General features: G+C 62.1%; 9 protein-coding genes and 5 tRNA genes. 5 read left to right on the top strand and 9 right to left on the bottom strand.

All coding sequences use genetic code 11. The features are described from left to right. The first annotated feature begins 13 nt into the window (after nt 1-13). The 3 genes from HU738_RS01355 to HU738_RS01345 all read left to right on the top strand — a co-directional run bounded on the left by HU738_RS01355 (nt 14) and on the right by HU738_RS01345 (nt 6,051). Nucleotides 14-2,056: a hypothetical protein gene (locus HU738_RS01355; protein WP_186604031.1), complete on the top strand. Its 2,043-nt coding sequence runs from the start codon at nt 14-16 to the stop codon at nt 2,054-2,056. Between the two features lie 199 nt (nt 2,057-2,255). Further along, nucleotides 2,256-4,442 carry an autotransporter outer membrane beta-barrel domain-containing protein gene (locus tag HU738_RS01350; protein ID WP_225923370.1) on the top strand — a complete coding sequence of 729 codons (2,187 nt, stop codon included), beginning with the start codon at nt 2,256-2,258 and terminating at the stop codon, nt 4,440-4,442. A gap of 55 nt (nt 4,443-4,497) precedes the next feature. Next, entirely contained in the window at nt 4,498-6,051 is a 1,554-nt protein-coding gene (locus HU738_RS01345) for a hypothetical protein (protein WP_186604030.1), read from the top strand. 52 nt (nt 6,052-6,103) lie between these two features. On the opposite strand, the gene HU738_RS01340 is transcribed toward HU738_RS01345, so the two are convergent. The 5 genes from HU738_RS01340 to HU738_RS01320 all read right to left on the bottom strand — a co-directional run bounded on the left by HU738_RS01340 (nt 6,104) and on the right by HU738_RS01320 (nt 6,666). Further along, nucleotides 6,104-6,179, bottom strand: a tRNA-Gly gene (locus HU738_RS01340). An 86-nt stretch (nt 6,180-6,265) separates the two neighbouring features. Beyond that, nucleotides 6,266-6,341: transfer RNA gene (locus HU738_RS01335), tRNA-Gly, on the bottom strand. A 3-nt stretch (nt 6,342-6,344) separates the two neighbouring features. After that, nucleotides 6,345-6,420 (bottom strand) — tRNA-Glu (locus HU738_RS01330). Nucleotides 6,421-6,512: 92 nt separating this feature from the next. Further along, nucleotides 6,513-6,588 (bottom strand) — tRNA-Gly (locus HU738_RS01325). 2 nt (nt 6,589-6,590) lie between these two features. Further along, nucleotides 6,591-6,666 (bottom strand) — tRNA-Glu (locus tag HU738_RS01320). A 337-nt stretch (nt 6,667-7,003) separates the two neighbouring features. Between HU738_RS01320 and HU738_RS01315 the strand changes: the two genes are divergently transcribed. Then, the gene (locus HU738_RS01315; RefSeq protein WP_186601967.1) at nt 7,004-7,771 is read left to right on the top strand and encodes a hypothetical protein; all 768 of its coding nucleotides are present in this window, start codon (nt 7,004-7,006) and stop codon (nt 7,769-7,771) included. Between the two features lie 109 nt (nt 7,772-7,880). On the opposite strand, the gene HU738_RS01310 is transcribed toward HU738_RS01315, so the two are convergent. Both HU738_RS01310 and HU738_RS01305 read right to left on the bottom strand, forming a co-directional pair. Beyond that, on the bottom strand, nt 7,881-8,363 hold the full coding sequence (locus HU738_RS01310; RefSeq protein ID WP_186601970.1) for a GAF domain-containing protein: 483 nt from the start codon (nt 8,361-8,363) through the stop codon (nt 7,881-7,883). A 2-nt stretch (nt 8,364-8,365) separates the two neighbouring features. Then, nucleotides 8,366-9,253, bottom strand: coding sequence for an ATP-binding protein (locus tag HU738_RS01305; RefSeq protein WP_176507659.1), 888 nt, complete (start codon nt 9,251-9,253; stop codon nt 8,366-8,368). Between the two features lie 224 nt (nt 9,254-9,477). Between HU738_RS01305 and HU738_RS01300 the strand changes: the two genes are divergently transcribed. Next, nucleotides 9,478-11,790 (top strand): hybrid sensor histidine kinase/response regulator, encoded by a 2,313-nt coding sequence (locus tag HU738_RS01300; protein WP_186601971.1) that lies wholly within the window; start codon nt 9,478-9,480, stop codon nt 11,788-11,790. Here the strand turns inward: HU738_RS01300 and HU738_RS01295 are convergent. Next, the gene (locus tag HU738_RS01295) at nt 11,780-12,268 is read right to left on the bottom strand and encodes a glutathione peroxidase (RefSeq protein WP_186601972.1); all 489 of its coding nucleotides are present in this window, start codon (nt 12,266-12,268) and stop codon (nt 11,780-11,782) included. The two genes, HU738_RS01300 and HU738_RS01295, sit on opposite strands and share 11 nt — an antisense overlap. Nucleotides 12,269-12,270: 2 nt before the next feature. Then, entirely contained in the window at nt 12,271-12,672 is a 402-nt protein-coding gene (msrB, locus tag HU738_RS01290) for a peptide-methionine (R)-S-oxide reductase MsrB (RefSeq protein ID WP_186601973.1), read from the bottom strand. Between the last annotated feature and the right edge of the window lie 156 nt (nt 12,673-12,828).

Raw genomic sequence — 12,828 nt, 5'->3', positions numbered from 1 at the left:
TCAGGACTGCACCATGAACACGACCTTTAAAAACTTTAATCCGCGCGAAATCGCCGAGCGCGTTAGAACTCAACTACGTAAAGAGCGCGAACAACTCAGCCGCTCTTACAGGAACAAACAAGAAGCGCGCAAAGCGGCCGCATTCGCCTTGGCGCCCGTTATCGTAGATGCAATAATCGACCCCGACGGAACGCTGGACCGCAAGGCGCTGGACCATCCGCTTGAAGTCAAGATCCCCAGCTGGCTGCTGCTGCCGGATGAGGGCGAAACCGAGTACATCTACGTGCAAGTTTCCACAAAGGGGGACGACGACGCCGAATACAGGGACGTTACCTGGCAAGACTTCGACGGGCCTGGCGATAGCTCGATATTCCCCTATCCCATGTTCATCCACCAGAGCGACTTACCGGCCAATGGCGCCGTTCACGTCCGCTATCGCCACCGCAACCATGCCGAACAAGACGCGTTTTCCCAGTCTCTGAAGCTCATTTGCGACCGTGTGCCGCCGTGGGGCCAGGATGTACAACCGCAGGGTGTGCAATTCGACACGCTGATCATCGACAAAGCGTATATGGACGCCAACCCCATCGGTGTCGCTGGCGTGCTGCCTGACGACACGTATGGTGCCGCGGGTGATACCTACGAACTGTACCTGCTCGACCGCTGGCCCGAGGAGAGCGATGACTACAAAGACCCCGTTGCCGAAGGCACCGTGCCTCTCGGCCGGCAAGTGCTGATCCCTGCCGGCCGCTTCAAACCCAACGAAGTAGGTCGTTATTACGCAGCCTATTACCTGTGGGACAAGGCGACCAACAAAAGCCGCCTGTCGCTGCCCGTCATCCTGGATGTGGCGCTCGGGGAACCGCCAGCCAACTTCAAACCTCCGCGCGTACCACTGGCAGAAACCGACAACATCATCGACCTCAAGGACGCCATCGAGCGTGTATTCGTAAAGATCGAAGCCTACGACAATGTCCGCGATGTCGATCACATCAGGGTGAAGTGGGGCAATACCCTGCTTCAACGTAAACCGGTGGCAGGCGAGCAGTTCCCCATTTCCATCCCCGTACCACCGGAGGTGCTGCGCGGGGAATACACGGCCGCCGCAGGCCCCCAAGTCACCGAGGTCAGCTACCAGATATTGCGAGGTGAGGTCGCCTACCCGGCCACCGCCCTGGCCATCACGGTCAACGTTGACTTCAGCATTGTCGGCCCAGAACGGCCGGACCCAGACGAAAAATGGCCCGACCCGGTCAATGACAGACTGGCAGCTCCGACCATCCGCGGCAAAATGTCCCAGACGGACGACGTACTGACCCGTGCCGATATGAATATGAGTGCCACGCTGACCTTCCCGAGATTCGACAATATCGAGAATGGCTTCATCATTGATTTCTACTGGAATAACGTACTGGTACAGAACGCCCAGTACGAAGTCGACCTTAACGACCCTCAGCCCTTCTCGGTGGAAATCCCTTGGGACGACATCCGAAAGGCTGGCAACAACCCCGCCCTGCCAGTCCATTACACCGTCCGGGCCGCCCGCGATGCATTGAATGAACAACAGTCCGTAGTGAAAGAGGTCAATGCAGACGCGGTGGAGTTGTTGCTACCGCAACCCAGCTTCGAGGGCATCACCTCAGGCGGCTGGCTGAACTGCGGCTCTCTGAAAGACCCAGACAACCCGGGCGGCCCGCTCTCGCTCAGGGTGAAGATTCCAGACCTCAGCACCGACCTTAATGTGAATGACGTACTCAAGCTGTATTGGGACCCCTTCGTTGGCTCGAACGACAGTGATCCAGAGGTGCCTGTCCCGGGCGCTGCCGGTGATTGGGAGGTCAAGCTGGACGACACCAACCTCAACGGTTTCATCTTCCACATCGAGCCTTACGAGGATCGCCTGCTGCCCACCTTCAACACAACGAACCCCAGAGCCCGTGCCAGGTTTCGCTACGCCAAGGCGGATGGGTCGATCAGTTCCGTGTGGATCAAGCAAAAACTCAGCCTGGCGGCAGGGAACGATTCCTGTCCGCTGCCGACACCGCGCAAGTCATGAAGAGCCGGGCCGTGCCGAGGCAGGCACGGCCCGCCGCTCCAATGCTTTGAGAATTAGGATTTATCGCCAATTTATGTAGGGCTTTTCCTACAGTTTTGCGAAATCAGGGAATTTACGCTCAGCACCCTACCGATCCTTAACCCCCAAACGGAGTTGCCACGGATCACATTGCCTACCGACAAATGAACAGGGTGTGCTAATGACTCGTCCTAACCCACTGAAGCTGAGCCGACTGGCTTTTCTCATCAACGCGGTGCTGCTGGCTGCCCCAGCCATGGCGCAACAAAACATCACCAAAGATACCGTCATCAGCCCAGGCGCGCCGGCGGACAACTACCGCGTCATGAATGGCGCCACCTTGACCGGTAACGATACCCGGCTGCACTACGTCGATGTCGAGTCTGGCGCATCGCTGATCCTCAACAATGCCAAGGTCGAGTCCGGCAGCCGAGGCCACTACGGCATCACCCTGATCGGCGGCAACGCTTTGCTCAACCAGACCAGAGTGACTGCCAGCGGCACCGCCTTGGTCGCAAACGACGACCGTGCCGGGCGCAGCACGCTGGTACAGGCCAGGGACAGCCAGTTCCACGGCGGCAAACGTGGCGCAAAAATCAGCGACAGCCGCGTCGAACTCGAGCGCAGCGAGCTGCGAGGCACCGAGGCAAACAGTATCGGCGTCGAATTCTTCAACGGCACCCTGCTGGCCAGGGACAGCACCATCAGTGGCGGCCAGAACGGCGTGCTGATGCGCGAGGCCCCGGGCGCGGGCACGGCCACGCTGATACTCGACAACAGCCTGGTCGAAGGCCGTGACGGCTCGGCCATCGTGGTTGGCCGTGGTGCCGGCCGCGCCGTATCGGCAGACATCGAGGTGCGCAATGGCGCCGTGCTCAGCGCCAGCAACGGCGTGCTGCTGGAGGTGGCCGACAGTGCCAGCGCAGCGTTGCGGGTCAGCGATGGCAACACCCAGCTGGTCGGTGATATCAAGGTGGCGCCAGGCGGCAGTGCCGAGGTTACCCTGGAAAACGCCGCGACCCTCACCGGCCGCCTGGACAACGTCGGCAAGCTGGCCATCGACAGCGGCGCGCAATGGGTGATGGTTGGCGATGGCAAGCTGGGCGAACTGGCCATGGATGGCGGCAGCGTGCGCTTCGGCCAGCCAGGTGAGTTCTACGCCCTGACCCTGGACAACCTGTCTGGCAATGGCAGCTTCGTCATGGAAGGCGATTTCGCCAGCGGCCGGGCCGACTTCCTCGACATTACCGGCAGCGCCACGGGAGAGCACAGCCTGAGCGTGAGCAGCAGCGGCCGCGACCCGCTGGCCGAAAGCAGCCTGCACATGGTGCATGCAGCCAGCGGCGATGCCCGCTTCAGCCTCGAAGGCGGCCCGGTGGACCTGGGCACCTACTCTTACGACCTGATCAACAAGGGCGGCAACGACTGGTACCTGGACCTCACAACCCGCGTGGTCAGCCCCGGCGCCGGCTCGGTGCTGGCGCTGTTCAACAGCGCGCCGACCGTCTGGTACGGCGAGCTCGGCAGCCTGCGCAGCCGCATGGGCGAACTGCGTCAGGACCACGGCAAGGCCGGCGGCTGGGTACGTACCTTCGGCAACCAGTACAACGTATCGGCCGCCGCCGGCGTGGCCTACCAGCAAACCCAGCAAGGCTTCTCGTTCGGTGCCGACACGCCATTGCCGTTCGGCGACGGCAACTGGCTGGCCGGTGTCAGCGCAGGCTACAGCAAGTCCGACCTGAACCTTGAGCGCGGCGCGTCGGCCAAGGTCGACAGTTACCATGTCGGCGCCTACAGCACCTGGCTCGACCCGCAGAGCGGTTATTACTTCGACGCCACGGCGCGCCTCAACCGCTACCAGAACAGCTCCGACGTGCGCCTGAGCGACGGCAAGAAGACCAAGGGCGATTACCACAACCATGGCGTGGGTGTGTCCCTGGAGGCCGGTCGCCACTTGCAGCTGGCGGACGATTACTTCATCGAGCCGTTCGCACAACTGGCGGCCCTGGTGATCGAGGGCAAGGACTACCAGCTGGACAATGGCATGCGCGCCGAAGGCAGCAACACACACTCCCTGCAGGGCAAGCTGGGCAGCACCGTCGGGCGCACATTCAGTGCCGCCGACGGGCGCATGGTCCAGCCCTATGTCCGGGTGGCGGCGGTGCACGAGTTTGCCAACGACAACCAGGTCAAGGTCAATGGCAACCGCTTCAACAACAACCTTGCCGGTTCCCGTGGCGAAGTCGGGGTCGGTGTGGCGCTGGCCTGGGCAGATAAATGGCGGGCCCATGCCGATTTCGACTACAGCAACGGTAGCAAGCTCGAACAGCCCTGGGGCGTGAACCTCGGGGTGCGTTACAACTGGTGATGTCTGTCATGGGGAGGGTCGGCAACGACACTCCCCTTTTTCATGGAGAACCATCATGGCAACTTCGAACACGCCCCACGACAACAACAGTACAACGCGTGAGGAACGCAGTCCCTACACGCCGCCGTTCATACTTGACCTGCTGCTTCCGGACATCGACGACGGACCGATCAATCTGCTGCCATTCAAGGCAACTTACGACCCGCTGCCAGTGCATTTTTCCAAGTGGACGTTTTCCTACCCGTCCGAAGAAGACCCGGAACGCGTGAGCATGTACATGGCGCCGGTGTTCGATGTCGCTGGTGGCAAAACCACCGAGGGGACCCTGGTCGCCTTCAGAGAGTGGAGAGAGCCGGTCAAGGATGACGAACTATTCGTCGAGATACCGCCCAAGTTTCTGCGCGATGGTGTCTACAGGCTTTACTACAAGATCAAGTTGTTCAACGGCGACGAGACATCGTCCGAGGATCTGCTGGTCACCATCGACAAGATCCCGCCCTATCTGGGCAGGCAACCGGTGCTCAGCTACAAGCCTGCCTTGCCGGACGCGGGCCTCACGGATGCCTATTTCCAGAACAATGGCAATCAGCTGGTGGGAGAACTGCCGCCCTTGAAGGACAGCGAGATCCCTCCCGGTTTCGAGGGTGAAACCCAGCCCTACCTGGATGCCGCGGTCGGCGATGTGGTGAAGTGGTTCTGGAGCAAAGACCCTCTTGGCAGTGAGCAGGTGGGCAGCCTGGTCCTGAACAAGACGCATCTGGGCAAACCCTTGCAACTGGTGTTCCCGGCCGAGTTCATCCGTCAGGCCGGCAATGGCCCGCACTTCCCTCGCTATGACGTGCAGGACTACGCCGGCACCTATGTTCAACACTCGTCGAGCGTCGCCGTGACTTTCGCCGGCACTCCCACCAGCCCCAGGATGCCCCCCAGGGTCAAGGAGGCCACCGGCAACGCCTACGCCAGCAACCTCGACCTGGAAAACGCCACCGGTGGCGTGACCGTGGAGATCCCCGCCGATGCGGTGGTTGCGGGAGTAAAAACCACCGTGTTCTGGGGTATCCCCGGCGCTGCCTATGCGTATGAGACCGACACCCCCACCACACCCGACAAGCCCAGGGAATACCATATTCCCAAGGCTTTCATTGCTCCGCACATGGGCACGACTGTTCAGGTGCATTACCAGGTTGGCGTCGTCGGCGAAGAACCGTCACAGAATCATTTCACCAGCCTATCCTGGCTGACGCGTCTGCCACCGTTGCAGTCCGACGCTCTCCAGAACGGCATGATCATTCTGGACCGTCTCACCGGGCCGGCCATCTTCACGCTGGGCACGTGGGCGTACATGGCGCCTTCCCAGTATTACTCTGCCTGGATGGAAGGATGGGATCGAAATGATCCGAGCAAGCCGTTGACGCATACGATTGCCCATGAAAGAGCCGTACCTGGAGAAACTGGCCCTATCACGTTGGGCTCAATGTCCAAAGCCGAGCTGTTGAAGTTCGCGCATCAGTCCTACTTCAGGATTCATGTGCAGGTGTCGTTCGACAACAAGCAGCGCTGGCTGAACTTCCCGTTTGCCGACGGCATGCTACTGGACTACGCGTCGTAGCCGGTACGAGGCAAAAAAAAACGCCACTCGAAAGAGTGGCGTTTTCTGTATTTGGAGCGGGAAACGAGACTCGAACTCGCGACCCCGACCTTGGCAAGGTCGTGCTCTACCAACTGAGCTATTCCCGCAATGTGAAGCTTTACCGCTAATCGGCGTGAAGCGCCTTGACGACCTTCACCACCACTGCACCGTGCGAACGCCACAGTATTTAAACTGGAGCGGGAAACGAGACTCGAACTCGCGACCCCGACCTTGGCAAGGTCGTGCTCTACCAACTGAGCTATTCCCGCATTTGGCGTCCCCTAGGGGACTCGAACCCCTGTTACCGCCGTGAAAGGGCGGTGTCCTAGGCCACTAGACGAAGGGGACACACAACACTTTTCAGTGCACCAGCACCTGAACCTCACGATTCAGACTGGATTTCTATTTCCTGCCCCGCCGTCAAGCGTTGCCGGAGAATCTGGAGCGGGAAACGAGACTCGAACTCGCGACCCCGACCTTGGCAAGGTCGTGCTCTACCAACTGAGCTATTCCCGCATTGGCGTCCCCTAGGGGACTCGAACCCCTGTTACCGCCGTGAAAGGGCGGTGTCCTAGGCCACTAGACGAAGGGGACACGCTGCTGGCATTGCTGCCTGCTTTCACTCCCTGCCGCGTTTCGCTGTGTGCTTTACGCTGCAAGTGGCGCGCATTCTATGGATGCTTGAAAGGGTCGTCAACCCCTTTGTAGAAATTTATTTAAATCAATGACTTCGGTCCATATAGACGGTGTCGCCAAGCCGCGCCGAAGGATTGGCGTTGCTTTCCTGACGCAGTCGTCGCAAAGTGCCATCACTTGAGGAAAGCGGCGCTCGGCCGACAAAGTGCAGCAAGGCGGCCACGTCGGTCCCTTCGCGGTAGCGGCCGCTACCACTACACTCTATTAAGTAAAACTTCTTGATGAGGCGTTAACGGTGACACCACTTCTGATCACTCTGCTCATCGTGGCGGGTATCGCGTTGCTGATCGTGATCGGCTACCTCAACAACGTGGTCGAAAACAGCAAGCTTGAACGCGCGCGACTGAAAGTCGAACTCGCCGACCGGGTGCGCCGCTGCGGCGAAATCACCGAGACCTTCCCGGGCCAGTTCATGACCCCGGCGCTCAAGCTGCTGCTGGCACGCCTGGAGCTGAACCTCAACCAGCGGCAACTGGCGCTGGACAAGCACAATGCGCAACTAAAGGCACGCGTCGCCGAACTCGAAGGGCTGATTGCCCAAGGCGAGCGCATTCCGGTGAACAACCCGCCCTGCCCGATCCAGACCGAGGCCAAGGCCAAGGATGTGCGCTTCCTGCTGGAAGCCCTGCACACCCAGATCGTCAAAGGCACCCAGGAAAACGTCCTGCAGACCAACGAAGGCAAGCACTGGGTCAGAGAAATCCGCCACATGCTGGTGCTGCTGCACATAGAGTTCTTCAACAACCTTGGCCAGCAGGCCCTGCAGCAGGAGCAGCCCGGCCAGGCGCGCCTGGCTTTCGAACGCGGCGTGCAATACCTGCGCAAGCAGCCGGAACCGAAAGTGTATGAAGAGCAGCTGACCTATCTGGAGAAACTGCTGGCGCGGGCCAATGCCCAGGTGCTGGACAAGATGGAACCGGCGGAGAACGAGCAGAACGAACTGACCCAGGGGCTCAAGACCGATGACGAAGAGACCTGGAAGAAGCGCGTGATCTACGACTGATCCCTTGACCTGTACCGGCCTGTTCGCGGCTGAAGCCGCTCCTACAGCGATCGCGCAGTCCTTGTAGGAGCGGCTTCAGCCGCGATGGGGCCGGTACAGGCACACAACATCAGCAGTCGGTCAGCTCCAGAAAGATCGCCGCCAACCGTTCCAGCCCCACCTGATCCGCCTCACTGAAACGCGCCAGTTTCGGGCTGTCCAGGTCCAGCACACCAATCAGCCGCCCGTCCTTCACCAGCGGAATCACCAGCTCGCTGTTGGACGCGCTGTCGCAGGCAATATGCCCCGGGAACGCATGCACGTCCTCGACCCGCTGGGTCTGTCGGGTGGCTGCAGCCGCGCCGCACACACCCTTGTTGAACGGAATGCGCACACAGGCCACCTGGCCCTGGAACGGGCCGAGCACCAGCTCTTCGTTGCGATTGAGGTAGAACCCGGCCCAGTTCAGGTCATCCACCTGGTGGTAGAGAAACGCCGAAAACTGCGCCGCATTGGCGATGAAGTCGCGCTCGTCGGCAAACAGCGCCTGTACTTGCGCGGCCAGCAGGTTGTAGCCGTCGAGGCCGGTGCCACTGGCATTGAGGTCGATCATGTTTACTTTTGCTCCAGCAATTGCAGCCCGACCCAGTAGCGGGCGAACTGATAGGCACAACGGCCATTACGGTTGCCGCGCCCGGTTGCCCAGCGCACGGCGAGAATGTCCAGGGCTTCGTCACGCTGCCAGGCCAGGCCGGCAGGGCGGGCCAGCTGGCCGATCCAGTGTTCGACCACGTCGAGGAAGTGCTCCTGGCTGAACGGGTAGAACGACAGCCACAGGCCGAAACGGTCGGACAGGGCGATCTTGTCCTCCACCGCTTCGTTGGGGTGCAGCTCGCCGTCGACCATTTTCCAGTTTTCGTTGTCGCTCTGCTTTTCCGGCACCAGGTGGCGGCGGTTGGACGTCGCGTACAGCAGCACGTTGTCCGGGGCCTGCTCCAGCGAGCCGTCGAGCACGCTCTTGAGCACGCGGTAGTCGCCCTCCCCGGCTTCGAACGAGAGGTCATCGCAGAACAGGATGAAGCGTTGCGGCAGCTTCTGCAGCTGCTCGACGACACGCGGCAGGTCGGCCAGGTGGTCGCGCTCGATCTCGATCAGGCGCAGGCCGGCGCCCGCATGCTCGGCCAGCAGGGCACGTACCAGCGACGATTTGCCGGTGCCACGCGAGCCCCACAGCAAGGCGTGGTTGGCCGGCATGCCGTTGATGAACTGGTGGGTGTTGCGGCCCAGCTGGTCGCGTTGCTTGTCGACACCGATCAGGTCGCTCAGGCGGATGTCCAGGCTGACTTCCAGCGGCATCAGGTAGCCCGTGCGGCCATCGCGCTGCCAGCGCGCCGCCAGGGTGGTGTTCCAGTCGATTTCCGGGCGTGGCGCCGGCAACAAAGGTTCGAGACGCGCCAGCACCGATTCCGCGCGTTCCAGGAAAGCATTCAAGCGAGCGTCCATGACGACTCCTACAAATTCAGATTCTAGGCTGCTGTGCCGGCCTCTTCGCAGCTAAAGCCGCTCCCACAGGGATCGCACCCGTCCTGTAGGAGCGGCTTTAGCCGCGAAGAGGCCGGCACTGGCAAATGAGCAATCAAAGCCGAATGTGCGACAGACCCGCCAGTAGCCAAGGTTGATCGGCTATGCTTGCGCAGCGCAAGGAACGTTAAACCGGCTCGGGACCCATGGATATCAAGTTCACCAATCGCCTGTCATACAAGCAAGCCCGGTTGACAGTCCTGGTCGGCTTCATCCTGGGAACATTGCTCAGTCTCATCCAGATCGGCATCGATTATGCCAGCGAAGACGCATCCATCAACCGTGAAGTGCAGGCGTTGCTGCAAATCAGCCACAACCCGGCCTCGCGCATCGCCTACAACATCGATGCGGAACTGGCGCTGGAACTCACCCGCGGCCTGCTGGAGTCGCCAGCAGTCATCCGTGCGCGGCTGATCGACAACAACGAAACGGTGCTGGCCGATGTCGAACGGCCACGGCTCGAGGACCGCTACCGGCCGCTGAGCGACTTTCTGTTCGGTGAAAAACGCCAGTTCAAGGAACGCCTGTACCTGACCCACATGCCCGAGGAATACCTCGGCACGCTGTACCTGGACGTCGACACCTTCACCTTCGGCAGCCGCTTCCTCGACCGCGCCGAGGTCACCCTGCTCAATGGTTTCGCCCGCAGCCTGGTGCTGACCGGCATCCTCCTTGCGCTGTTCTACATGATGCTGACCAAACCGCTGGTCACCGTGATCGCCGCCCTCACCGGGCGCGACCCGCGCCAGCCGGGGCAAACCCGGGTGGACTGCCCGCCCGGGCACGAACAGGACGAGATCGGCGTGCTGGTCCGGGTCGCCAACCAGCAGTTCGTCAGCATGGCCACCGAGATCCAGCAGCGGCGCACCGCGGAAAACCGCTTGACGCAGTACCTCAACGAACTGGAAGACATCGTCTCGGCCCGCACCGAAGAGCTCAAGGCCAGCAACAATCGCCTCAGCCAGTCCAACCAGGAGCTGGAAGAGGCCCGCCAGCGTGCCCTGGACATGGCCCAGGCGCGCGCTGCGTTCCTGGCCAACATGAGCCACGAGATCCGCACCCCGCTCAACGGCATGCTCGGCATGATCGCCCTGGCCCTGGACAGCCCACTGGCCGGCGAACAGCGCCAGCAGCTGTCGATTGCCCACGATTCGGGCAAGGTGCTGGTGGAACTGCTCAACGATATTCTCGACCTGTCCAAGTTCGATGCCGGGCAGCTGGAACTGGAGCGCATCCCCTTCGACATGGGCGCCATGGTCGAGGACACCGCCAACCTGCTGTCGCAGAATGCCGCGCAGAACGTCGAGCTGACCTGCCTGATCGCTGGCGACTTCCCGAGCTCGGTGCTCGGCGACCCCACGCGGGTACGCCAGGTGGTCAGCAACCTGCTGTCCAACGCCCTCAAGTTCACCCGCTTCGGCCGCGTCGACGTGCGCCTGGCACGCATCGTCGGCGGTGTGCGCCTGGAAGTGCGCGACACCGGCATCGGCATCCCCGAAGCGGCCCAGGCGCGGATCTTCCAGCCGTTCACCCAGGCCGGTGCCGGCATCACCCGGCAGTACGGCGGCACCGGGCTGGGCCTGGCCCTGACCCGCAACCTGTGCAAGGCCATGCAGGGGCATCTGCACATCCAGTCCGAGCCTGGCTTTGGCAGCCGCTTCAGCGCCGAGCTGCCATTGCCCACCCACACCGAGGCCATCGCACCGGCCGCCCTGCAGGGCAAGGTCGTCGCCCTCAGCGACGCCGGCAGCGGCCTCAGCGAGCTGCTGCAGGGCCTGCTGCCGGGCTGGGGGCTGGACTATCAACGGCACGACGGCCGCGCCACGCTCGACGCCAGCGTCGACCTGCTGATCACCGATGACCTGGAGCAGCTGTTCCAGCTGCGCCCGGCACTGAAGGCGCCGATCCTGCTGGTGACCGCCTATGGCAACTTCCTGCCCGGCGAGCAATCGGCGCAACTGGCGCCTTTGCACCAACTGGCCCGGCCATTGGCGCGCAACGCGCTGTATCAGACCCTGCGCCGCACCTTGCAGGGGCATGCCCCGGAGCACCCCCTGGCCACCCCGCTGCTCACCACCACCGAAGGCCGTGCGCGCATCCTGCTGGTGGAGGACAACCCGGTGAACCAGTTGGTGGCCAAGGGCATGCTGGCCAAGCTCGGCTGCCAGGTAGAAGTCGCCACCCAAGGCGTCGAGGCCCTGGAATGGCTGGAGCGAGAAGACTTCGACCTGGTGCTGATGGACTGCAACATGCCGGTGATGGACGGCTACGAGGCCAGCCGGCGGATTCGCCAGAGCGGGCGCTGGCCGGAGCTGCCGATCGTCGCCCTGACCGCCAACGCCATGCCTGAAGAGCGCGAGCGCTGCCGCGCGGCGGGCATGAGCGACTACCTGGCCAAGCCGTTCCGCCGCGAGGAGCTACTGGCGCTGATCGACCACTGGGTGCCGCTCAGCGGCTGAGCAGGCGCTCGATGTCGGCTTGCAGCGCCTGTGGCTTGGTGGTCGGCGCGTAGCGAGTGACCTTGCCGCTGGCCGGGTCGACCAGGAACTTGGTGAAGTTCCACTTGATCTTCTGCGTGCCAAGCAAGCCTGGTGCACGCTGCTTGAGTTCGACGAACAGCGGGTGGGCGCCGGGGCCATTGACCTCGATCTTGCGAAACAGCGGAAAACTCACGCCGAAATTGGCCTCGCAGAACTGCGCGATGTCCCGCGCATCACCCGGCTCCTGCTGGCCAAACTGGTTGCAAGGGAAGCCCAGCACCACCAGGCCACGTTCGCGGTAGTCCCGCCACAGCTGCTCCAGCCCCTGGTACTGCGGGGTGAAGCCGCACTGGCTGGCGGTGTTGACCACCAGCAGCGCCGTGCCAGCAAAGTCGCCGAGCTTTTTCTGCTCGCCGCCCAGGGTCACACAAGGGATGTCCAGCATCGATCCGGCCATTCTCAGGCTCCGTCACGGGGTTTGAAGTCCAGGCACACCGAGTTGATGCAGTAGCGCAGGCCGGTCGGTGGCGGGCCGTCGGGGAACACATGGCCCAGGTGGGCGTCGCACTGGGCGCAGGTGACCTCGGTGCGGATCATGCCGTGGGAAGTGTCGCGGATTTCGATCATCGCGCTGGCTTCGATCGGCGCGTAGAAGCTCGGCCAGCCGCAGCCGGAATCGAACTTGGTCTGCGCGTCGAACAGCGGCAGGCCGCAGCAGATGCAGTGGTACACGCCAGCCCGGCGCTCGCTGTTGTACTTGCCACTGAATGGCCGTTCGGTGCCTTTGAGGCGGCACACCTGGTACTGGGCGGGGTCGAGCATGGCGCGCCACTCTTCGAGTGTCTTGTCGATCTTTTGCATAAGTGAACCTCGGCAGGCTGAATTTCACCTCGCGCCGTCTTTTCCGTAACGCGGGTGGCACGTATATTAGTTGGCTTCGTGTGCAAGGCCTCCAGTCTGGCACCCGCGCCCCGCCCTTTCAAACCTTAGACGGCGGCGCCGCGTATTCTCAATCGG

Origin of the sequence: Pseudomonas vlassakiae (genome assembly GCF_014269035.2) — a bacterium.
GTDB classification, from domain to species: domain Bacteria; phylum Pseudomonadota; class Gammaproteobacteria; order Pseudomonadales; family Pseudomonadaceae; genus Aquipseudomonas; species Aquipseudomonas vlassakiae.
The sequence above is the reverse complement of the archived record's forward strand: the minus strand, read 5'-3'. Positions and strand labels throughout refer to the sequence as shown.

Excerpts from the sequence above, each read along its gene's own strand:
- HU738_RS01355 (WP_186604031.1), top strand. The coding sequence starts at position 14 with ATGAACACGACCTTTAAAAACTTTAATCCGCGCGAAATCGCCGAGCGC.
- HU738_RS01350 (WP_225923370.1), top strand. The coding sequence starts at position 2,256 with ATGACTCGTCCTAACCCACTGAAGCTGAGCCGACTGGCTTTTCTCATC.
- HU738_RS01345 (WP_186604030.1), top strand. The coding sequence starts at position 4,498 with ATGGCAACTTCGAACACGCCCCACGACAACAACAGTACAACGCGTGAG.
- HU738_RS01310 (WP_186601970.1), bottom strand. The coding sequence starts at position 8,363 with ATGATCGACCTCAATGCCAGTGGCACCGGCCTCGACGGCTACAACCTG.
- HU738_RS01305 (WP_176507659.1), bottom strand. The coding sequence starts at position 9,253 with ATGGACGCTCGCTTGAATGCTTTCCTGGAACGCGCGGAATCGGTGCTG.
- HU738_RS01300 (WP_186601971.1), top strand. The coding sequence starts at position 9,478 with ATGGATATCAAGTTCACCAATCGCCTGTCATACAAGCAAGCCCGGTTG.
- HU738_RS01295 (WP_186601972.1), bottom strand. The coding sequence starts at position 12,268 with ATGGCCGGATCGATGCTGGACATCCCTTGTGTGACCCTGGGCGGCGAG.
- msrB (WP_186601973.1), bottom strand. The coding sequence starts at position 12,672 with ATGCAAAAGATCGACAAGACACTCGAAGAGTGGCGCGCCATGCTCGAC.